This is a genomic window from Enterococcus mundtii (assembly GCF_002813755.1).
Classification (GTDB): domain Bacteria; phylum Bacillota; class Bacilli; order Lactobacillales; family Enterococcaceae; genus Enterococcus_B; species Enterococcus_B mundtii.
Window position 1 is genome coordinate 728074 of sequence record NZ_CP018061.1, and the last position, 21137, is coordinate 749210.

The window sequence follows — 21137 nt, forward strand, 5'->3', positions numbered from 1 at the left end:
TAAAAACTTATAGGAGGAAGTAATAATGAATGGATTAACAAGTTGGATGGAAAAATACATCCTTCCAGTTGCCGGAAGAATCGGCGCGCAAAAGCACTTAGTGGCATTGCGTGACGCTTTTATCGGTACGATGCCTGCAACAATGGCTGGATCAGTAGCTGTAATGATCAATGCAATTATTCGTGATTTACCACAGCAATTTATTAGTACGTATGCTGACAGCTTAGCAGCAGACAAAGGTTTTTTTGCCGTATTGAATGTGATCATCGGCATCAATGGGTTCGTCTGGAATGGTACACTAGCAATTGCAGGACTGATTTTTGCCTTTTCATGGGGATATAATTTAGCCCGTGCTTATGGCGTAAATGACTTAGCAGGAGGGATCGTTGGTTTAGCAACGTTGATCCAAGGAATCGCTTTTGGCCCGTCGTTATCAGCTGCATTGAATGTCAATGTTCCACAAAATGTGGCAGATGCGATCAATGGATCGGAAATCGGGGCAACGATTGCTGACGGCACTCTATCAGTTGGTTTATGGGGATGGTTGAAGCTTGATCATTTAAATGGTAACGCCTACTTTACAGTAATGATCATGGGTGCAATCTCTGTTATCATTTTCTGTAAATTGATGCTTGCTAATATCACGATCAAAATGCCTGACTCAGTACCACCCGCAGTTTCTAAAGCATTTGCAGCAATCCTACCAGCAACGATTTCATTATATGTCATCGCTATCATTAATTATGTTGTTGGACGTGTGGCAGATGGTCAACTGATCATTGATTTAGTACAAAAATATATTGCAGAACCTTTCTTGGGCTTATCACAAGGTCTTGGTGCTGTATTGATCGTTACGATCTTCGTTCAGATTTTCTGGTTCTTTGGTATCCATGGTCCGAACGTATTAGCACCAGTATTAGAAGGTATTTGGGGTCAAGCACAATTGATCAACATCGATATCTTCCAAAAGGGTTACAATGGTAAAACAGGAACACCTGCAGTATTAGATGCGATTGAAGATGGTAAAGCGTACATGTGGGTACGTGGCTCATTTGATGCTTTTGCATGGTTTGGTGGGTCAGGTGGAACAATCGTTCTATTGATTGCTATCTTACTATTATCAAAACGTGCTGACTACTTGACTGTAGCAAAACTATCGATTGGACCTGGTATCTTCAATATCAATGAACCAGTCATGTTTGGTTTACCAATCGTCTTGAATGCAATCATGTTTATTCCATTCTTAGTCGCACCAGTTGTTGCGACAACGATTGGTTGGGTGGCAACTTATCTAGGATTAGTCGCACCGGTATCTCAACAAGTGACGTGGGTCGTTCCACCGTTCTTGCTATCGTTCCTTGCAACAGGAGCAGACTGGCGGGCACCGATCGTTACATTAGTATGTATGGTCGTGACCTTCCTGATTTGGGCACCATTTGTGATGTCAGCAAATAAAATGGACCCAGCAGCAGGCGAACCGAAATAAACAGTCGAAGTAGGGGCTATGGGCGATGACGATCAGTCAAATCCCTAGCCCTCGCTTCATTCGAGTAAAACTAAAAGTAATCAATAAAAAAAGAAAAGAGGAAAATAAATGATTTCAATCGCTAGTGCTATGCAACAAGATGCAATCAAAGAGTTGTTAGAAGGATACAACGAAGAAGGCATGACCTTTACTTTCAAAGAAAAACAAGGAATCAAATTATTCTTTGAAACAAGTGCAGAAGATAAAGAAGCAGCTGCCAAAACAGCAAAAGAATTGATCAAAGCCCAACCATGGGGCACAGTATTATATTTCCAAGCAGCAGCAGTCTAAGAAACAAGATAAGGGTGGTTCAAATGATAAAAAATGGATTGTTTTTGTGTAGTATTGGTTCACTGATCATACTATATAGTTTAAATCCGGGAACGCAACAATATGACATTTATAGTATGGTCACTGGATTGTTTTTTGCAGGACTAGGGATTTACTTCTTTTTAAAAGGTAAGAAGAAAGAAGAAGCAAAGGAGAAAAAGAACTAATGGAAATAATTAAAACACTAAATATTCCGGCATCGTTTTTCTATGATAAAGTGATGGATTCTGTTCTTTTTGATGTCCGCAAAGCCACTGGGAAATCAGTGACACGCAAACAATTAAAGAATCTTGAATACGTCAAACAATTCTCTCAAAATAATCGTGCACGCATTATCATTGAGGAAGTCATTGATAACCAATCTTATAAATTTCGTACCTCAACGACTAAAAATGATTTTGTCGTTCATTATCAAATCAAACCAATTGATGAAAAATCGTGTGAAGTCCACTACACGGAACAAATGGAATCACATGGTATGTTGCAGAAAATGAATGATATGATCTTAGGGACGATGTTGATGTATTTTAAAAAGAGACGTTTTAAAAAGATGCTAGGGATGATTGAAGAATCCTATTAAAAGAGGATTGTAAATCAAACCGTCAATCCAAGAGGATAACTAATGATCAAAATGAGAATAAGTTGTGGAAACAACGTTTGGATCAAAAAAACGAAGCGCTAAAAACCAAAATCGTTTGTTCTATTTTGGCTTTTTAGCGCTATTTTTTTAAATCATTTTTTTGTGGCAGACTACTTTTTGAAAAGGAATGAAGGTCCGCCTGCTATTCTTATAAAGAAAAAAATAGTACAATTGGTATAGATATTTAAAGGAAGAAGGGGAAGTATGACGAATGTTATAAAAGAATTGGGGAACCAAGCACTAGAAGAAATGTACACTTTAGCAACCTATGCTTTTAATTCACAAGATACAGACGAACGACGTGAACGATTTAAAATGATTGTTGAGAATTCATGGAACTACGGCTTTTTAGATCCAGAGGGCCATTTGACAAGTCAAGTAATGGCCACACCTTTTTCAGTGAATTTCTATGGAAAAAACTACTTGATGGCTGGAATCGGCTACGTTGCTTCCTATCCTGAAGCACGAGGACAGGGCGGTATCAATCGTATCATGGAAAAAATCCTTGAAGACTGTCGAGAAAGAAATGTCACGCTGTCTTATCTAGCACCATTTTCTTATCCTTTTTATCGTCGCTATGGGTATGAACAATTATTTGACCGGATCAGCTATGAACTGGCGAGTCGTGATTTCCCAGCAGTAAAGAAAACGACAGGCTTTATGAAACGGACAACCTTTGAGGAATCGGTGGATGCCATACGATCCATTTATACAAGTATGCCGGAGAGTAGCCGAGGCGGTTTGGTACGAGAAGAATGGTGGTATTCTTACAAGTTCAAGCAACGAAAAGAGAATCATTATGCACTGTATTACGACCGTGAGGGAAATGCTACAGGATATGTCGTTTATAAATTAGCCGCCCCTACTTTTGTAGTCGTCGAAATGGGTTATCTAAATCATGAAGCATTGAAAGGCTTGATGCGTTTTATTGGTTCACATAGTGGCGCATTTGATTCGTTTGAGTATACATGTGGTTTTTCTGGCTATAGCAAAAATTATTTATTGGATAATCCATATGCTAAAACCACGATCACACCTTATATGATGGGGAGAATCGTAGATATTGAGAAATTTATGCAGACTTATCCATTCCAACATGCAATCAATTTTTCTATTCAAGTGACGGAAGATCCGTATGCAAAATGGAACGAAGGATTTTTTGATATTTCTTATGTCGATGGAGTACTTGAGGTGAAGAAAGTCCAACAGACAGAATTACCTGTGGTCAGTGGAACGATTCAAAGTATGACACAATTATTGTTAGGATATCAAACAGTTGAAGCGCTTGATTTCCATGAAAAAATCAAAGTAGAAGGCGTATTGGTGGCTGAACTTAGTCAAGCACTGCCTAGCCAACAACCAATTCTCAATGATTATTTCTGAGTGAAGACAATCAGATGATAGGAGGATCATAGAAATGGAAGAAATGACATATTGTCAAAGTTGTGGGATGCCACTTGATTCAGTTGAGGTTTTAGGGACAAATAAAAACAATAGCAAGAGTGAAGAATATTGCATTTACTGCTACAAAGATGGCGCATTTTTAACTGATTGTACAATGGATGAAATGATTGAAGAGAGTGTCAAGCACATGAGTGAATCAGGCATGCTGAAAGAACAAGGCAAGACAAAGGAAGAAGCGCGTGAATTCATGCATCACTTTTTCCCAGATTTAAAAAGGTGGAAACATCAATAAAGTTTATTCCAATAGCAAAAAATGGATGCTACCTCATAATCGAATAAAATGACTTCGCATAATGTATTTGGTAATAAGTTGAAAAATGGAGTTTTACTTTTGTTGCTATTTTTTTAAAAGAGCAGAAATATAATAGGGGATTGTGACCTATGGCATCTCAGGATTCCTAAAACTAAATAAACAGTGTTCATAAGAAATAAGCCCGCCCCCCAAAATACAAGAACCAATTTCTGGGGAGCAGGCTTATTTCTCGGAGCTGAACATCACTATCACAAACTCGTGATAAGTTCTAAGACGTTCCTGACTGGAATCGAACCAGCGACCTATCGCTTAGGAGGCGATCGCTCTATCCTACTGAGCTACAGGAACAAGCATCAATACTATTATTTTAGCGCTTTGAAGGCATACATGCAAGCTGATTTTAGAGCAAAACGTTTCCAATAAAGGAATCCTGAGTGGTAGAATGATGGTGATAAAGGGGGTTTTGATTATGTCTGATAAGCCAAAAGAAGAAGTAATTGCAGAACGTTTAGATGAAGCAAAAAGAGAACGTGAAGAAATTACGAAAGAGGCAATCCACAAACACGAAGAAGAAAAACCTGTAGAAAAAGAAAGTCGCAAATTTACGTTTACTAAAAAAGAAGATTTATTATAAGCATATCTGTGGAACAACAAAAAAAGATCTGGGAATCTCAGATCTTTTTTTGTTTTAGTATTACGCCCAGTCGCCATTTCTGAAGATCGGTACGCGTGAGCCATCTTCGCGGATGCCATCAATATCCATTTTATCTGAACCAACCATGAAGTCCACGTGCGTCTGGCTTCGATTCAAGCCTGCAGCTGCCAATTCTTCATCGGTCATTTCTGTTCCACCTTGCACACTAAACGCATAGGCTGAACCAAGTGCTAAATGGTTTGAAGCATTTTCGTCGAATAATGTGTTATAGAAGATGATACCAGATTGTGAAATCGGTGAAGGATCAGGAACTAGAGCAACTTCGCCTAAACGACGTGCACCTTCATCGGTATCTAGTAGTTTTGCTAAGACTTCTTGTCCTTGTTCCGCTGAAAAATCAACGACTTTGCCGTCTTTAAAAGTAAATTTCATTCCAGTAATGGTCGTTCCTGCATAACTTAAAGGTTTCGTACTTGAGATATATCCATCAACGCGATGACTATCAGGTGCTGTGAAGACTTCTTCTGTTGGCATGTTTGCCATGAATTTTTCATCACGAGCATTATAGCTTCCAGCGCCTTCCCACAAGTGATTTTTCGGCAAGCCAATTACGATATCTGTCCCTGGGGCAGTATAATGTAAAGCTGTAAATTGTTCCTTGTTCAATTCTTCTGCTTTTGTCGCTAATTTTTCATCGTGATTTTTCCAAGCAATTACAGGATCAGATTCATAAATGCGTGTCGTTTTGAAAATCTCATCCCACAATGCGTCGACTTGTTCTTCCTCTGGTAGATCAGGGAATACTTTTGCTGCCCACTGTTTCCCAGCAGCTGCGACAACTGTCCAACTTACTTTGTTTGATTGTGTCGCTTTTCTTAGATTCATCAATGCTTTTCCAACTGCTGATTGATAAGTGGCTACACGATCATTGTCGACTCCTGCGAATGCGTCTGGATCAGAAGAAACAACGCTGATTCTGCTCGCACCTTTTTCAATCCAATCATCTGCTTGATCGATTTTATATTGTGGAACTGTAGTGATTCGATCATCTGCTGCGTGAGTCAAGAATTCTTTTTGAATGATATCGTCTGTCCATTGAACGATCACCTCATCTGCGCCTAATTGATAAGCCTCTTTCGTGATCAATCGGGCTAATTCCGCTTGCTCTACATTGATTTGTAAGACTACTGTGTGCCCTTTCGATACATTGACCCCTGTTTCTGCAATTAAACGGGCGTATTTTTTTAAATTAACATTAAAATCAGCTAACATAATTAAATTCCTCCTCATCATATTTTTTGTAATTCCTCATTGTATGATAACATTTTATTAGAAGTGAAACAAATAAACATCTGATAAAATAATCATTTGTTTTTAATTAGAAAACAGAAAAAAGCATTGATATCCGAGTATAATGACAGAAAAATTTGTAAAAAATAAAAAAACAAGTTTTGCTTATTGAAAAAAAATGGTACAATAGTATTAATCAATGGTGGAAGCGTTATAAAAAATTTCAAGGAGATTAGAAAATTATGGCAAGAAAAAAAACGATAACAAAGGAGCAGATTTTGGCAGCCGCCTATGAAGTTGCTGCCAATGAAGGATTTTCAAAATTCACTGCGAGAAACATTGCAAATAAAATGAACTGTTCTACTCAACCAATCTATTTAGAGTTTAAAAATATGGATGATTTGAAACACGCGCTATTTGAGCAAATCTACGATTATCTAAAATACGAAGTCTTTCCTGTAGAACATACCGGCAATACGATTGTCGATCTAGCGTTGAATTACATCCATTTCGCAAATCGTGAAAAGAAATTATATAGCTCACTTTACTTGGAAGAGTATGGCGGCGGAAGAGAGATGCAAAATTTCTCCTATAATTACTTTATGGACGTAGTGAAAGAAGATCCAAAATACATGGACTTGTCAGATGATAAACTAGTCTCGCTTCACAATGGGACTTGGATCATTGCAACAGGTATCGCAGCTTTGATGTCATCGAATATCATCCATCCGACGGATACACAAATCGAAAAGATGATCCAAGACAGCATCAATGCCATTTTAAGCTTAAAAGATCCGATTGAAGTAGACTGATCTGCTTATTTGAAAAATTGATCGACCCCATTTGATAGTAATGCCTTGATTTACAAAACGTAATGCTTCTAAACAAAAAGAAGGATGTGGTAAACACATCCTTCTTTTTGTGATTAAGATAACATGGATACAAGAGATTTTGCGAACGCTTCAAGATTTTCAATATCTTCTTCCTCAGCGTTTAAATCAACTTTCACACTTTCGGCACCTTTAACAGCACCAGTTTTTGCAAAGGCAGCATCAAAATCGTCCACTGACTTACAAAACTCATCATAGAAAGTATCTCCAGATCCACACACTCCGTAGATTTTTCCAGGTAATTCAAGTTCTTGTAAGTCCTCATAGAAATCAACGATTTCGTCCGGTAGATCACCGTCATCGTATGTATAAGTAGCAACTACGCAAATATCTGCTTCTTGAAAGTCTTCTGCATCTACTTGTGTGCATTCATTGATTTCAACATCGATATCCATATTTTCCAGAGCCTCTGCAACAATATCGGCGATTTCTTCCGTGTTACCAGTCATACTTGCATAAACGATTTTTGCTAAAGCCATAAGGCGCCTCCTAAATTTTAATGAATAGCATTTCAACAACTACCAATTATACCAAAAGTTTGAGAAAAAGGAAGCGAGATTTATAAAGGTACTATGGGATTTGGCTAAATACTTCCTACTATGTTAAAATAAAAAGGATTTGTAAAAAGGAGACGAGAATAGATGATAACATTAAAATCAGCACGTGAGATCGAAGCAATGGCAGAGTCTGGTGCATTATTAGCAGATGTCCATAAAAATCTGCGAGACTTCATTAAACCAGGAGTAACTAGTTGGGATATCGAAGTATTTGTGCGTAATTATATTGAAAGTCATGGCGGAGTCGCTGCCCAAATTGGATTTGAAGGATACGAATATGCGACATGTATCAGCATCAATGATGAGATCTGTCATGGGTTTCCCCGAAAAAAACCACTTAAAAGTGGTGACTTAGTGAAAGTAGATATGTGTATCGACTTAAAAGGCGGAATCTCTGATTCTTGTTGGGCATATGTGGTCGGTGAATCCACACCTGAAATTGATCGATTGATGGAAGTGACAAAAAAAGCACTATATATCGGCATTGAGCAAGCACAAGTTGGTAATCGTATTGGGGATATTGGTCATGCAATCCAAACGTACGTCGAAGGAGAAAATCTAGGAATCGTACGAGACTTTGTTGGACATGGGGTAGGACCAACGATCCATGAAGAACCAACTATTCCTCACTATGGTGAACCTGGCAAAGGGCTAAGATTAAAAGAAGGTATGGTCATTACGATCGAGCCAATGGTCAATACAGGAACATGGAAAATGAAAATGGACCCAAATGGTTGGACAGCGTATACCAGAGATGGTGGGTTATCTTGCCAATATGAACACACATTGGCTATCACTAAAGATGGTCCAAAAATCTTGACTTCTCAAGGTGAGGAAGGAACTTATTAAGTTCTTCTTTCCGTGAACAGTTTTCAAACTGTTTGATTAACTAGAGAAAGTTGTAGATGACTTTCTTCTTCAAATAATGGATAAAAGTTGTAGGAAAGCTAGTAACTAAGATAGTAGGGTGGCAATTGGAAAAATATGTCTATTATTTTCTGGTTTGCCACCCTTTTCCTCAGTGTTATTAGCTTTTTTTTACAACCTAGATAAACGGTGTTCAAAAGCCAGCTCCTTCAATATTAAGGCAAAATTTGAAAAAATATGAAGAGCTATTTTCTCAAATTCTACCTTAATACTTGGAGCTGACCGGCTTTTTCACACCCTATGATAAACGGTGTTCAAGAAGCAACACTTCAATAATAAGTAAAAAAAATCCAAAATGAAAAAGCCATTTTCGATTTTTCTGCCTTATTACTCAGTGTAGACCGCTTCTTTCACAACCTTGATAAACGGTGTACGAAAAGTTGACCTTCAACATTAAGCTAAAAAATCAAAAAATATGGGGAGCTATTTTCTGATTTTCTATCTTACTGCTCAGGTCAAAGCGCTTTTCTCACAACCTATGATAAACGGTGTTCAAAAGCCAACTCCTACGATATTAAGAGCAACATCGAAAAAATATGAGAAGCTATTTTCTCGATGTTGCTCTTAATACTTGGAGCTAAGCGGCTTTTTCACAACCTTGAACAGGAGATTACTATGAATATTTTGAATAAAATAAAACAACATAAGAATTTAATGCGTTTTATTGAGACGACGCAAAAGAGGATCGTTGATTCTGAAATGGGAACGACTTCAGTAGTTGTGGCTTATTATTTACTCTTATCTTTGTTTCCATTGATTATTGCGCTTGGAAATATTCTACCGTATCTTCAAATCGATCAAGAAACTGTCTTGACTTATATTCGCCAAGTGATTCCTGAAACGATCTATCAGTTTATTGGACCGGCGGTAAAAAATTTGTTGACACAAAGTTCTGGTAGTTTGTTGTCATTGTCAGCTATTGCAGCTTTATGGTCAGCTAGTCAGAGTATCAATGCATTACAGATTGCCATGAATAAAGCGTATGGAGTTGAAAATAGAGAAAATTTCATCATTGTCCGTTTCTTTTCCTTAATAGTTATCATCTTGTTCATGATTGCGATTAGTGGTGTCACTTTAGTACTTGGATTAGGACAAATGATTTTAGAGGCGATTCAACCGATCTTTAAAATACCTGTAAACTTTATTGACCAATTCCAAACATTGAAATGGCCGATTACTTTGGTGGCATTATTTGTGATCATGTTTATGATTTATTGGATTGTACCAAATGCGCAATTGAAATTTAAAGCAGTGATTCCTGGTGCTGTATTTGCAACGACTGGTTGGATGTTGTTGTCACAAGTTTTTGGGATTTATGCTCGTTATTTTGCAACGCGTGTGAGCGGTTATCAAATCATCGGAAGTTTTATCGTTTTGATGCTTTGGTTAAACTTTGCTGCGACGATCATTATTCTTGGTGGAATCATCAATGCTGTTGTGCAAGAGTACATAACAGGAAACGAAATAAAAGAACGAAGAAGCATCACATCAACATGGCTTGGTAAACTAAAAAATAAATTTTCTCAAAAAAAGAATTAGAAACACGAGTTCTTATTGTAAAATAGCGACAGTGTTTTATAATTATTAATGACTCTTTAAATAAAGTAGGTGCCCGTATGCTGGTTTCTTTTAGTATGGTAATAAGGATTTTTTTGACAATTTTATTGTCTTTGATATTGACCCCCATTTTTAAAATAATTTCAGTACAAACTGGGATGGTCGATAAACCGAATGAACGACGAATAAACAAAGTGCCGATGCCTTCAGCTGGTGGCTTACCTATCTTTGTTTCCTTCGTGATATCTAGTTTGTTTTTGTTCAAAGATATCATCCCTAAATTTTATATTCTACCTATATTATTGGCTGCATCCGTCATCGTGTTGACCGGATTACTTGATGATAAATATGAACTTTCACCTAAGCAAAAAAGTATTGGCATTTTATTAGCGGCTTTGATCGTCTATTTCATCGCTGATATCAGAATCGATTCTTTTACCTTACCATTCTTAGGTTATATCCAATTAGGTTGGCTTAGTTTTCCTGTTACCATTTTTTGGATTTTTGGGATTACTAATGCAGTCAATTTGATTGATGGTTTAGATGGCTTAGCAGCAGGGATATCTTTGATTGGCTTGATGACCATTGGTATTATTGGCTACTTTTTTTTACATGCCTCAACAGTATATATACCTATAGTTATTTTTTGTTTAGTCGCAAGTATCATCGGCTTTTTCCCTTATAATTTTTATCCAGCCAAGATTTATTTAGGAGATACAGGTGCACTTTTCTTAGGCTTTATGATGGCGGTTTTATCTTTACAAGGATTAAAGAATGTTACGTTTGTTTCATCGATTTCTTTGTTGATCATCATGGGGGTACCTGTTACAGATACTTTTTTTGCAATCATTCGTAGAAAAGCGAATCGAGTATCATTTTCTACGGCTGATAAGAAGCATTTGCATCATCGATTGCTCGCTTTAGGCTTTACGCATAAAGGAGCTGTTTTGACGATCTACTCCATTGCTTTGATGTTTTCATTTACTGCAATGATCATGAATTATACGGGAAGCCTTGGAACGATCGCTTTGTTCTTAGTGATGCTATTTGCTGCTATTTTATTATTTGAATTGATCGGATTGATCAATGAAAAATACCAATTTATTCTAAAAACATTACGGTTTTTAGGGAATAAAGAATACCGTACACAAGTGATGCAGAAATACTTTAAGAAATGGAAAAGACCTTAATGGAGAACAATAAAAAAATGCCGATTTTAATTAGCATTGTGACAGCAAATAGTAAAAAAATATTCCAGACATTAGATACGATCATTGCGACGATCGGTGAAGAACCGGCAATTGAATTTCAAATTTTTGATAATAACTCGACACCTGAATACCAAGATCGATTACGCGAATATTTAAAATATCCGTTCGTGAATATTTATTTCAATAATGAAAACCGAGGCTTTGGATTTGGTCATAACCATACCTTGCTCCAAAGCGCTGCACAATATGCGGTGATTTTTAATCCAGATATCTTAGTTGACGAGCAGACGGTGATCGATCTGGTTGCGCTCTTGGAAACGCATCCTGAATGTGCGATGTTGGCACCTAAAATCTTGAATGAAGATGGGACGACTCAATACTTGATTAGACAGCGTTTAGCTCTATTCGACTATGTACTACGTTTCATTCCTTTCAAATTTGTCAAAAAAATGTTTGATCGGCGCTTGACTCGCTTTGAATGTCGTGATTTACCGGAGGATCGTGATTCTTATGTTCGCATGATTTCTGGTAGTTTTATGGTAGTAGATGTTGCGAAATTTAAATCAATCAATGGGTTTGATACTCGCTACTTTATGTATTTTGAAGATAATGATCTTTGTTTAAGTTTTGAAAAAGCAAACGAAAAAATCCTTTATACGCCACGTTACAGTGTCATCCATCTATATGGAAAAGGAGCACATCGTAATTTCAAGCTTTTTCGAATCTTTTTAAATTCAATGATGAAATTCTTCCATAAGTGGGGGTGGACTTTCTTCTAATGACACCAGAAATAGCAGTAGTGATCGTATTGTATCACCAAAAAATCAGCCAATCGCCTTCTTACGATTATTTAAAAACAGCTACGCAAGCTGGGACAGTGGAGTTAGTTATTTTTGATAATAGTCCTGTTGCACATGCTGATGTGCTTTATTCAGAAAAGAATGTCCATTATCATCATGATCCAGCAAATCCAGGCCTAGCGGTTGCTTACAATTATGCAATTGACCACATTTCTGATACGGTACAGACACTTATAACATTAGATCAGGACACTCAGTTAGGTACTGATTATTTAGAAACCGTAGCCGAACTCACTTGGACAACAGAACGAGTAGCTGCGGTTCCCTTAGTATTTTCTGGTACAAAACAAATCTCTCCGGTGTGGGCAGACCACTATATCAATCGCCACTTCGAAGTGATCGAAGAGCCAGTGGTCACACGTCAGCGTATCATGGCAATCAATTCTGGCGCGGCATTCTCGCTCGCATTTTTAAGAGAAATCAATGGCTATAATACCGTGTTCCCACTCGATTTTTTAGATCATTGGCTTTTTTGGCAAATCAAACAATTAAACAAAGAAATTGCAGTATTACCCACTAGAATAACTCATGATCTCTCAGTATTAGATTATAAAAAAGTCAACGTAACACGCTATCAGTCGATATTGGCTGCTGAGTCGATCTTTTACCAAGAATACGACCGTCAGCATTTAATGCAACATCGGAAGCAGTTAGTATTAAGAATGACAAAGCAATTTTTGACTGTCAAGAATCGTCAAATCTGGCGAATGACTTTACGTTCGTTTGTTGATAATTGGAAGGTGTGAAATGATGCGATCGGTTTGTATAGCAACCTTTAATGGTGGCGCGTATTTAAAAGAACAATTGGATAGTATCTTAAAGCAACTTTCTCCAGAAGATGAAGTGATTATTTCGGATGATGGTTCAGTCGATGATACTTGGTCGATCTTAACAGAATATGCACATAATGATCCACGTATCAAACTTTTTGAAGGTCCTAAACAAGGTTTGATCAAAAATTTTGGCTTTGCGATTGAACAAGCTCAGGGAGACCTGATATTTTTAGCAGATCAAGATGATGTATGGTTAGATGGGAAAGTAGAGAAAATCACACAATACTTTAGCCTTCATCCAAAACAACTAGTAGTTATTTCAGATTTAGTGATCGTAGATAGCCAGTTGAATGAGATCCATTCCTCATACTTTACCTTTAGGAGATCCAAAGAAGGCTGGTTGACGAATTTGATTCGTAGTAACTATATCGGTGCAGGGATGGCTTTTCGCTCTTCATTAAAAGAGACGATCTTACCGATACCTGACAATGTACCGATGCATGACATGTGGATTGGTTTGCTGGCGGGAAATCATGCGGGCTTTATTCGAGAACCCTTGACTCTTTATCGGCGACACGATTTTAATGCAAGTGAAATTGAAACGAAGAGTAGTTGGCGCCAGAAAATCGCTTGGCGGATCCATTTGATCCAAGCACTTATACAGCGGAAATGGAAAAAACATCCCTAAAAGATATTGTTAAATTCTCAAGAAATCCATGACAAATAGCAGGATTGATGAGATAATAACAAAAGTGAAAATTCAAAGAAAAAGGAGCGCTTATATTCATGAAAGGAATCATCCTTGCGGGAGGAAGCGGAACACGCTTATATCCACTAACAAAGGCAACCTCGAAACAGTTGATGCCAGTCTACGATAAACCAATGATCTATTATCCAATGTCTATTTTGATGTTGGCAGGTATCAAGGAGATATTGATTATTTCAACACCTCAAGATACCCCACGCTTTAAAGAATTATTTGGAAATGGGCATGATCTAGGTATTCACCTTGAATATGCGGTTCAAGAGAGTCCCGATGGCTTAGCTCAAGCTTTTATCATTGGGGAAGAATTTATTGGCGATGATAGTGTTTGCCTTGTTTTAGGAGATAATATCTACTATGGTGGCGGACTATCAAAAATGTTACAACGTGCTGCCTCTAGAGAAAGTGGAGCGACCGTTTTTGGGTATCATGTTAATGATCCGGAACGTTTTGGTGTGGTCGAATTTGATGAAAATATGCAAGCTCTCTCTATTGAAGAGAAACCAACAGAACCAAAATCAAATTATGCTGTCACAGGACTTTATTTCTACGACAACGATGTGATTTCAATTGCAAAAGAAATCAAACCATCTGAGCGTGGTGAATTAGAAATCACTGACGTCAATAAAGCGTATTTAGAAAGAGGAAAACTTTCTGTAGAGATTATGGGACGTGGTTTTGCTTGGTTAGACACAGGCACGCATGAATCTTTACTTGAAGCTTCTACCTTTATTGAAACGATTGAAAAGCGTCAAAACTTAAAAGTTGCTTGTTTAGAAGAGGTGGCTTATCGAATGGGCTATATCGACAAACAACAATTAGCTGTTTTGGCAGAACCACTGAAAAAAAATCAATATGGTCAATACTTATTAAGATTGGCTGCTGAATAAGGAGTTTTTAGTGATGAAAGTGACGGATACTAAATTAACAGATGTTAAAATTATCGAAATGGATGTTTTTGGGGACCATCGTGGTTTCTTTACAGAAAGCTATTCAAAAGCAAAATTTGCGGAACATGGATTAGATTTTGATTTTGTCCAAGACAATCACTCTTTATCTGCTGAAGCGGGAGTGATTCGTGGCTTGCATTTTCAAAAAGGGGCATCCGCTCAAACAAAATTGATCCGTGTCACTTCAGGAGCAGTCTTAGATGTGATCGTCGATATTCGTAAAGGTAGTCCGACCTATGGACAGTGGGAAAGTTATATCTTATCTGAACACAATCATCGTCAATTACTTGTACCTAAGGGATACGCACATGGTTTTGTGACGTTGACACCAAATGTGAATTTCCTTTATAAATGCGATAATTATTATGATGCCGCAGCAGACGGTGGGATCGCATTTGACGATCCAGAGTTAGCGATTGATTGGCCGATCGATCTTTCAAAAGCAATCATGTCTGAAAAAGATCATAATCATCCTACACTGAAAGAATTTGAAGCAGAAAACCCATTTGTTTATGGTGAAATCTAACATTTGATGAGGAGAAATATTAAATGAAAAATATCATTGTTACTGGTGGAGCAGGCTTCATTGGATCAAATTTTGTACATTATGTTGTACAAAACCACCCAGAAGTACATGTGACAGTCTTAGATAAATTAACTTATGCAGGAAACAAAGAAAATCTAGCAGGATTGCCAGCTGATCGTGTGGAGCTGGTTGTCGGAGATATCGCAGATGCAGAATTAGTCGATCGATTAGTGGAAAAAGCAGATGCAGTGGTTCATTATGCTGCTGAATCACATAATGATAATTCACTTAAAGATCCGTTTCCATTTGTACACACGAACATCATTGGTACGTATACATTGCTAGAAGCTTGCCGTAAGTACGATGTTCGTTATCATCATGTTTCTACGGATGAAGTCTATGGTGACCTACCATTACGTGAAGATTTACCAGGTCATGGCGAGGGTGAAGGTGAGAAGTTCACTGCGGAAACACCTTACAACCCGTCCAGCCCCTATTCTTCAACAAAAGCTGGTTCTGATTTATTAGTGAAAGCTTGGGTTCGTTCATTTGGACTAAAGGCGACAATCTCAAATTGTTCCAACAACTACGGACCTTATCAACACATTGAAAAATTCATTCCACGTCAAATCACTAATATTTTAAGTGGTATCCAACCTAAGTTATATGGAGAAGGAAAAAATGTTCGTGATTGGATCCATACGAATGACCACTCTTCTGCCGTATGGTTGATCCTAACCAAAGGAAATATTGGGGAAACCTATTTGATTGGCGCTGATGGCGAGGAAGATAACAAAACCGTGTTGGAAATGATCTTAGAAATGATGGGTCAGCCTAAAGATGCCTATGAACATGTCAAAGATCGTGCTGGCCATGATTTGCGTTATGCGATCGACTCAACCAAGCTTCGTCAAGAACTGGGTTGGCAACCAGAGTTCACTAATTTCCGGGATGGTTTAGCAGAAACCATCAAGTGGTACGAAGAGAACCAAGAATGGTGGCAAAAAGAGAAAGAAGCAGTTGAAGCAGCTTACGCTAAAAATGGACAATAAGAGGTGAGCAACCAAGCTTCCTCGGACAAGCTGCGTAGATAAGAGTCAAAGACTTCCTCTTATCGGATGTTTTTCTTGCTTGAATAGATAGCTTGAGAGACTCAACCTCTTTTAAATAGTCAATGAAGGGGCACTGCGTTTAACTGACGCTGCCCCTTTTTTCATGAAAAAGTTTTTAAGAGCGCTTGATGGATGCTCATCCTCTCGAAAAGCGAGAACCGATATGGTAGAATAAGCTTGGTTCTTAGAACGTGGTTAGAACATAACTGTTCTGCCGTTGTTTTGGGGTAAGGGGAGAGAAAGATACCGTTATTTTTGTCCAATACTCCGAACAAACAGTTGAATGAATCGTCTTCAAAAGATAAAGCGTTCATTAAAGACAACAAGAAAGCTAATGATATTTTTACAAAAACAATTTAAAAATAAATAAATCAAGGAGCGATTGCGTTATGTTTTTATTAACAGGTGGAAATGGTCAACTTGGTACCGAGTTACGTCATTTATTAGATGAGAAAGGGTTAGATTATGTTTCGACTGACGCCCAAGAACTGGATATCACGGATGCAGAAAAAACAATGACTTATATCACAGACTTAAAGCCTGAAGTCATCTTCCATTGTGCAGCCTATACTGCTGTCGATAAAGCAGAAGACGAAGGAAAAGAATTAGATGAAAAAATCAATGTAGACGGAACGAGAAATGTTGCATTGGCAGCGAAAGCAGTGAATGCGAAATTGATTTATATCAGTACCGATTATGTCTTTGATGGTAAAAAAGAAGATGAAGAATATCTAGAAGATGATGCAACGAATCCATTGAATGAATATGGTCGTACAAAACTACTAGGCGAACAAGCAGTGCAGGAAATTTTAGAAGATTATTATATTATTCGTACGTCATGGGTATTTGGCGTATATGGTCATAACTTTGTTTATACGATGCAACGTTTGGCACAAACCCATGATCGATTAACAGTGGTCAATGACCAATTTGGACGTCCGACATGGACACGCACACTAGCTGAATTTATGGTCTATGTAATCGAAGAAAAAGTACCATATGGTGTTTATCATCTATCAAATGAGAATAGTTGTTCATGGTATGAATTCGCAAAAGAAATCTTAAAAGATACAGCAGTAGAAGTAGCACCTGTTACTTCAGCTGAATATCCACAAAAAGCAACACGTCCACAATATTCAGTGATGAGCCTGAAAAAAACGGAAAATCTTGGTTTTATTATTCCAACGTGGCAAGAAGCACTTGAACAAATGTTACAAGCTTCTGAAAAATTAAACAAATAAGGTTTTTCCTTAGAAAAAAGAAACAACGAAGAAATTGGAGAATTTTATGGAAAAACAAACAAGAAGTGCAAGGCGAGATAAATCACGACAAACGGAAATAGAACAGACGCATCCATTTTTAGATATCCTATTGAAATTGCGTTATGTGATTGGTTTACTGGTGATCGTTATCGTTGTGACATTCAACTTGAATGGTAGTTCGATCGGCAGTTGGGATAACTATGTGTCACAAAGAGATGATGGAAAAAAGACGGATGTGATTTTTGGTCAAAATCGAGAAGTTCGTTCAGATGAATGGCTGGTCCAAACGCCTTTTTATTTCTCTCAAGCAGAATCGGGCTATCCGGTCATCAACGAAGATTATTCATTGAATGGACAAAATATGATCATTGCCTACAATTCACCAGTGAAAGATATCACTGTTATCGGTAAACCATTTAACTGGGGATTCTTCTTTTTAGGAAGGGATCGAGGGTTATCTTTTTATTGGGCAATGAAACTGGTAGTCATGGTCCTGTTAGGATTTGAACTACTGATGATCTTAACGAAACGAAACAAGCCACTTTCGTTGATCGGTTCATTTGCATTGACCTTCTCACCAGCTGTTCAATGGTGGTTCATGCAACACGTTGGCGATTTGATTTTCTTTACGATTGGTTTAATGGTCGCCTTTTATCATTATTTTTATCAACATGAAAAAAAGTGGCTGCGCGCATTGATGATGTTACTAGTGGTCATATTCGGTCTCGGCTTTATCTTAGTCATCTATCCGGCCCATCAAGTGATGCTCGCCTATCTATTAGTTTTTTATTTTGTCGGTTTACTGGTCTATTACCGCAAAAAAATACAATGGGATTGGTTTGACGCTGTATTGATTACTGCTGCGTTGTTGTTTATTGGTATTGTCATGTGGCATTTTTGGTCAATTTCTAAAGATGCGTTACTCGCCTCTTTGAATACGTTGTATCCTGGGAATCGAGTAAGTACAGGTGGTAAATGGAAATTTAGTGAATTTTTCTATTTCTTAACGAACTGGAAAATCCCATTCGAAGATATCAGTTTCTCAAATAATTCAGAAGTAGCACTATTTTACCATTTCTTCCCAACTGTCTTTTTAGCAAGTCCATTTGTCTTGTTTGGGAAAAAAGACGACGATCAAAAAATTATTGGTCGGATCTTAATGCTCTTTTGTCTATTCGCGATCTTTTGGATCACCATTGGCTTACCTAGAACGATGGCTCAATTGACCTTGTTATCATTTGTCCCACCATTTCGTGCGATCTTGACTTTCAGCTTTGCGGCATTTCTATTATCGATTTGGTTTATCGCGTACATTTGGAAACACGATGTCATCCCTACGTGGTATAAATTCGTCTTATTGATTGCTAATGCAGGTATCTATTACTATGCGTTACAAGGTTCCAAGATGGAAGGGTATTTCTCTGACCTTGAGCTGATCAGTGTGATTGTTTTGGGAACACTCCTTTTAGCATTTGCACTGTTTCGACAACGCGTATTTTTCTACCTTTCATTTAGTGCATTGATCATTGCTTCTGGCTTCTTTGTGAATCCAGTTGTCCAAGGAACAGGTGCGATTTTTGAAAAAACGTTAGCTAAGGAAATCCAAAGAATCGACCAACAAGATCCAGGTCAAGTATGGTTAACCGAAGATGAGCTCTATAACTTCACACCGGCTTTAGGAGTGAAGGCGTTCAATACGGTCCGCTTTTATCCAGACAAAGCTGCATGGCAATTGATTGATCCAGAAGGGGAATATGAGCGTTTTTACAATCGTTATGCTCATACTAGAGCCTTTATTGCTAAAGAAGATACAGCCTTCAAGCTAGATCGTCCAGACATGTTCTCAGTGACTTTGAATTTTGATGATGCTGAAAAGTTAGGCATCAAATATGTCGTAACCAAGCGTCCTTTAGATGACTATAACCAGCGTAATGAAGCGCAGTTCACTAAATTATATGGACCAGACGACGATGGGCACATGATCTATGAAGTAGCCTATCCAAACTATGCTATTTGGCAAACCCAATCAACAGGTCAATAAAAATTTGTAGTTTGAAGAAGATGTGTGCTAAAAATGGAGATATTGGATTAGCCAGAGACCTTATTGGTTACGCTGATCCAATCATCCATTCTTAAAAAGTATTATTTAGAAGAGGAGGTGGAAACCATTCAAACATTTGTCGAAAAATTCATAAATAAAATGAGTACTGGGATTTTGTTGTTGATGCTGATCGCTCTTTTTTCTGTCTGGACGATCGGTATAGGGACACCAGCTACTTTATTTTTATATGAACATAGCGCACAGTTCGTCACTTTTGGTGTATTTGTCTTAACAGGACTGAATATCTATAAAGCAAGAGGATTTGACTTTTTTTATCTAGGAGCAGCAGTTGTCATCTTCTGTTTCTATACGTATTTCAGTGGGATACGAGATGGTTCTTTGGCAGGTAACCTGTTGATCCCAATCCTGATTCTGATTGGATTGAGTGTAAAGTGGATCGAATTTGACAAAGTAGATCGAGGGATTTATTTGCTTGTCTTCTCATTTTTCCTTGCTGTTACGGTATATCGAGTATTTACAGAGATTCAAGTACCTGAAGGACAAAGCATATGGAACCAAGATAATAAATTATCCGATATTTGGATCAATACAAATACGATCGGTAGCTCGTTGATGATGCTTGGACTACTGATCAGTGGTTTCGCCAGTTCGTTTGAACGTTGGTATATTCGGATTCTTGGGGTACCAGCGATCGTCGCTGCATTTTTAGGAATCTGGGTATGTCAATCACGCTCGGCATTGATTGCGATCATCATTTTTGCTTTATTAGATATCTGGCCTAAAAGATTCTTTAAATTTATTCGTGCACCTTTTATCGGCTATTTAGCTATTTTTAGTCTGGCGCTACCGATATCCTATTTAGCTGCTACTTCTGAAGAGATCAATCTTTTCACTGGAAGAGAAGGCATATGGCTGAAATTTTATCAAACGATTTCCGAGAGTACGGAGCAACTACTGGTTGGAATGAAGCCTTTTCTTTATTTTCGTGGGGATGAGGTTTTAGGTAATCACAATAGTTATAATTCTATTTTGAATTTATATGGATTGATAGGAATCGCAATTGTAGGGATTTTATTACTTGTTTTTGTTGGAAGACTAACACTGAAAGCAGATTATTCGAATGGACAGCTTACGTTCTTATGGGCATTCATGGCAGTAATGATCCAATCGTTTATGGAAGATACATTGACTTCTTTCCCTTGGGTACCTATCGGCTACTTGTTGTTAGCGATGGCAAGTCATCGTTACGATCAGCCACAGGGTAAGCAAATAAAAATACAAGAGGAAAATCAACTGTCAACTTCAAGACTTGCACGCTATCACTGAATTTGAAAATAAGGGGTGTGAGACAACAGTAACAATCAATTTCGTCTTTCACCTTAGAATCGAATAAATGGTGAGAACAGGAGCAAGCACTTCGGAAACAAGGCTGAACACTTCTGTCTCAACCTCAATCAATAAAATAAAAACGTGGGTAAGCCTTTTTTAGGCAAGCCCACGTTTTTTGCTTCATTGCAATTAAGTATCATC

The 21137-nt window shown here is 37.8% G+C and carries 22 protein-coding genes and 1 tRNA gene; 20 read left to right on the plus strand and 3 right to left on the minus strand.

Translation table 11 applies throughout. The features are described 5' to 3' along the window. The first annotated feature begins 25 nt into the window (after positions 1–25). The 6 genes from EM4838_RS03540 to EM4838_RS03565 all read left to right on the plus strand — a co-directional run bounded on the left by EM4838_RS03540 (position 26) and on the right by EM4838_RS03565 (position 4191). On the plus strand, positions 26–1486 hold the full coding sequence (locus EM4838_RS03540) for a PTS sugar transporter subunit IIC (RefSeq protein ID WP_071865944.1): 1461 nt from the start codon (positions 26–28) through the stop codon (positions 1484–1486). 108 nt (positions 1487–1594) lie between these two features. Then, the gene (locus tag EM4838_RS03545; protein WP_010735960.1) at positions 1595–1816 is read left to right on the plus strand and encodes a hypothetical protein; all 222 of its coding nucleotides are present in this window, start codon (positions 1595–1597) and stop codon (positions 1814–1816) included. Positions 1817–1839: 23 nt separating this feature from the next. Then, entirely contained in the window at positions 1840–2022 is a 183-nt protein-coding gene (locus tag EM4838_RS03550; RefSeq protein WP_010735959.1) for a DUF3188 domain-containing protein, read from the plus strand. Next, entirely contained in the window at positions 2022–2435 is a 414-nt protein-coding gene (locus EM4838_RS03555) for a DUF3284 domain-containing protein (protein ID WP_010735958.1), read from the plus strand. The genes EM4838_RS03550 and EM4838_RS03555 overlap by 1 nt, the downstream gene beginning before the upstream one ends. A gap of 264 nt (positions 2436–2699) precedes the next feature. Continuing rightward, a complete protein-coding gene (locus tag EM4838_RS03560) occupies positions 2700–3878 on the plus strand; it encodes a GNAT family N-acetyltransferase (RefSeq protein WP_071865945.1) in 1179 nt (392 codons plus the stop codon). Positions 3879–3912: 34 nt separating this feature from the next. After that, complete coding sequence (locus tag EM4838_RS03565; RefSeq protein WP_071865946.1) at positions 3913–4191, plus strand: zinc ribbon domain-containing protein; 279 nt, start codon at positions 3913–3915, stop codon at positions 4189–4191. A gap of 295 nt (positions 4192–4486) precedes the next feature. Here the strand turns inward: EM4838_RS03565 and EM4838_RS03570 are convergent. Then, a tRNA-Arg gene (locus EM4838_RS03570) sits at positions 4487–4560 on the minus strand. Positions 4561–4681: 121 nt separating this feature from the next. Here EM4838_RS03570 and EM4838_RS16550 point away from each other — a divergent pair. Continuing rightward, entirely contained in the window at positions 4682–4846 is a 165-nt protein-coding gene (locus EM4838_RS16550) for a hypothetical protein (RefSeq protein WP_169823209.1), read from the plus strand. Positions 4847–4906: 60 nt separating this feature from the next. On the opposite strand, the gene EM4838_RS03575 is transcribed toward EM4838_RS16550, so the two are convergent. Beyond that, positions 4907–6139, minus strand: a complete 1233-nt coding sequence (locus EM4838_RS03575) for an aminopeptidase (protein WP_071865947.1) — start codon at positions 6137–6139, stop codon at positions 4907–4909. Positions 6140–6399: 260 nt separating this feature from the next. Between EM4838_RS03575 and EM4838_RS03580 the strand changes: the two genes are divergently transcribed. Next, on the plus strand, positions 6400–6969 hold the full coding sequence (locus tag EM4838_RS03580; RefSeq protein WP_010735953.1) for a TetR/AcrR family transcriptional regulator: 570 nt from the start codon (positions 6400–6402) through the stop codon (positions 6967–6969). Positions 6970–7082: 113 nt separating this feature from the next. Here EM4838_RS03580 and EM4838_RS03585 read toward each other — a convergent pair whose 3' ends face one another. Next, on the minus strand, positions 7083–7526 hold the full coding sequence (locus EM4838_RS03585) for a flavodoxin (protein WP_010735952.1): 444 nt from the start codon (positions 7524–7526) through the stop codon (positions 7083–7085). A gap of 162 nt (positions 7527–7688) precedes the next feature. Here EM4838_RS03585 and map point away from each other — a divergent pair, with 162 nt between their 5' ends. The 12 genes from map (at position 7689) to EM4838_RS03645 (ending at position 20933) form a co-directional block, all read left to right on the plus strand. Then, on the plus strand, positions 7689–8453 hold the full coding sequence (gene map, locus EM4838_RS03590) for a type I methionyl aminopeptidase (protein WP_071865948.1): 765 nt from the start codon (positions 7689–7691) through the stop codon (positions 8451–8453). A 693-nt stretch (positions 8454–9146) separates the two neighbouring features. Continuing rightward, the gene (locus EM4838_RS03595) at positions 9147–10070 is read left to right on the plus strand and encodes a YihY/virulence factor BrkB family protein (RefSeq protein ID WP_010735950.1); all 924 of its coding nucleotides are present in this window, start codon (positions 9147–9149) and stop codon (positions 10068–10070) included. Positions 10071–10147: 77 nt separating this feature from the next. Beyond that, entirely contained in the window at positions 10148–11278 is a 1131-nt protein-coding gene (locus EM4838_RS03600; protein ID WP_071865949.1) for an MraY family glycosyltransferase, read from the plus strand. Continuing rightward, the gene (locus EM4838_RS03605) at positions 11278–12078 is read left to right on the plus strand and encodes a glycosyltransferase (protein WP_071865950.1); all 801 of its coding nucleotides are present in this window, start codon (positions 11278–11280) and stop codon (positions 12076–12078) included. The genes EM4838_RS03600 and EM4838_RS03605 overlap by 1 nt, the downstream gene beginning before the upstream one ends. Then, positions 12078–12905, plus strand: coding sequence for a glycosyltransferase (locus EM4838_RS03610; RefSeq protein ID WP_071865951.1), 828 nt, complete (start codon positions 12078–12080; stop codon positions 12903–12905). The genes EM4838_RS03605 and EM4838_RS03610 overlap by 1 nt, the downstream gene beginning before the upstream one ends. A gap of 4 nt (positions 12906–12909) precedes the next feature. Beyond that, positions 12910–13620: a glycosyltransferase family 2 protein gene (locus tag EM4838_RS03615; RefSeq protein ID WP_071866072.1), complete on the plus strand. Its 711-nt coding sequence runs from the start codon at positions 12910–12912 to the stop codon at positions 13618–13620. 98 nt (positions 13621–13718) lie between these two features. After that, on the plus strand, positions 13719–14585 hold the full coding sequence (gene rfbA, locus EM4838_RS03620) for a glucose-1-phosphate thymidylyltransferase RfbA (RefSeq protein ID WP_010735945.1): 867 nt from the start codon (positions 13719–13721) through the stop codon (positions 14583–14585). Between the two features lie 13 nt (positions 14586–14598). Continuing rightward, complete coding sequence (gene rfbC / locus EM4838_RS03625) at positions 14599–15171, plus strand: dTDP-4-dehydrorhamnose 3,5-epimerase (protein WP_010735944.1); 573 nt, start codon at positions 14599–14601, stop codon at positions 15169–15171. Between the two features lie 23 nt (positions 15172–15194). After that, positions 15195–16223, plus strand: coding sequence for a dTDP-glucose 4,6-dehydratase (gene rfbB / locus EM4838_RS03630; RefSeq protein ID WP_071865952.1), 1029 nt, complete (start codon positions 15195–15197; stop codon positions 16221–16223). A gap of 449 nt (positions 16224–16672) precedes the next feature. After that, entirely contained in the window at positions 16673–17524 is an 852-nt protein-coding gene (gene rfbD, locus EM4838_RS03635) for a dTDP-4-dehydrorhamnose reductase (protein ID WP_071865953.1), read from the plus strand. 46 nt (positions 17525–17570) lie between these two features. Beyond that, complete coding sequence (locus tag EM4838_RS03640; RefSeq protein WP_071865954.1) at positions 17571–19586, plus strand: DUF7657 domain-containing protein; 2016 nt, start codon at positions 17571–17573, stop codon at positions 19584–19586. 117 nt (positions 19587–19703) lie between these two features. Beyond that, positions 19704–20933, plus strand: a complete 1230-nt coding sequence (locus EM4838_RS03645; protein WP_153188051.1) for an EpaQ family protein — start codon at positions 19704–19706, stop codon at positions 20931–20933. The last annotated feature ends 204 nt before the right edge of the window (positions 20934–21137 follow it).

Coding starts and splice junctions, on each gene's coding strand:
- EM4838_RS03540 (WP_071865944.1), top strand. CDS start 26: ATGAATGGATTAACAAGTTGGATGGAAAAATACATCCTTCCAGTTGCC.
- EM4838_RS03545 (WP_010735960.1), top strand. CDS start 1,595: ATGATTTCAATCGCTAGTGCTATGCAACAAGATGCAATCAAAGAGTTG.
- EM4838_RS03550 (WP_010735959.1), top strand. CDS start 1,840: ATGATAAAAAATGGATTGTTTTTGTGTAGTATTGGTTCACTGATCATA.
- EM4838_RS03555 (WP_010735958.1), top strand. CDS start 2,022: ATGGAAATAATTAAAACACTAAATATTCCGGCATCGTTTTTCTATGAT.
- EM4838_RS03560 (WP_071865945.1), top strand. CDS start 2,700: ATGACGAATGTTATAAAAGAATTGGGGAACCAAGCACTAGAAGAAATG.
- EM4838_RS03565 (WP_071865946.1), top strand. CDS start 3,913: ATGGAAGAAATGACATATTGTCAAAGTTGTGGGATGCCACTTGATTCA.
- EM4838_RS16550 (WP_169823209.1), top strand. CDS start 4,682: ATGTCTGATAAGCCAAAAGAAGAAGTAATTGCAGAACGTTTAGATGAA.
- EM4838_RS03575 (WP_071865947.1), bottom strand. CDS start 6,139: ATGTTAGCTGATTTTAATGTTAATTTAAAAAAATACGCCCGTTTAATT.
- EM4838_RS03580 (WP_010735953.1), top strand. CDS start 6,400: ATGGCAAGAAAAAAAACGATAACAAAGGAGCAGATTTTGGCAGCCGCC.
- EM4838_RS03585 (WP_010735952.1), bottom strand. CDS start 7,526: ATGGCTTTAGCAAAAATCGTTTATGCAAGTATGACTGGTAACACGGAA.
- map (WP_071865948.1), top strand. CDS start 7,689: ATGATAACATTAAAATCAGCACGTGAGATCGAAGCAATGGCAGAGTCT.
- EM4838_RS03595 (WP_010735950.1), top strand. CDS start 9,147: ATGAATATTTTGAATAAAATAAAACAACATAAGAATTTAATGCGTTTT.
- EM4838_RS03600 (WP_071865949.1), top strand. CDS start 10,148: ATGCTGGTTTCTTTTAGTATGGTAATAAGGATTTTTTTGACAATTTTA.
- EM4838_RS03605 (WP_071865950.1), top strand. CDS start 11,278: ATGGAGAACAATAAAAAAATGCCGATTTTAATTAGCATTGTGACAGCA.
- EM4838_RS03610 (WP_071865951.1), top strand. CDS start 12,078: ATGACACCAGAAATAGCAGTAGTGATCGTATTGTATCACCAAAAAATC.
- EM4838_RS03615 (WP_071866072.1), top strand. CDS start 12,910: ATGCGATCGGTTTGTATAGCAACCTTTAATGGTGGCGCGTATTTAAAA.
- rfbA (WP_010735945.1), top strand. CDS start 13,719: ATGAAAGGAATCATCCTTGCGGGAGGAAGCGGAACACGCTTATATCCA.
- rfbC (WP_010735944.1), top strand. CDS start 14,599: ATGAAAGTGACGGATACTAAATTAACAGATGTTAAAATTATCGAAATG.
- rfbB (WP_071865952.1), top strand. CDS start 15,195: ATGAAAAATATCATTGTTACTGGTGGAGCAGGCTTCATTGGATCAAAT.
- rfbD (WP_071865953.1), top strand. CDS start 16,673: ATGTTTTTATTAACAGGTGGAAATGGTCAACTTGGTACCGAGTTACGT.
- EM4838_RS03640 (WP_071865954.1), top strand. CDS start 17,571: ATGGAAAAACAAACAAGAAGTGCAAGGCGAGATAAATCACGACAAACG.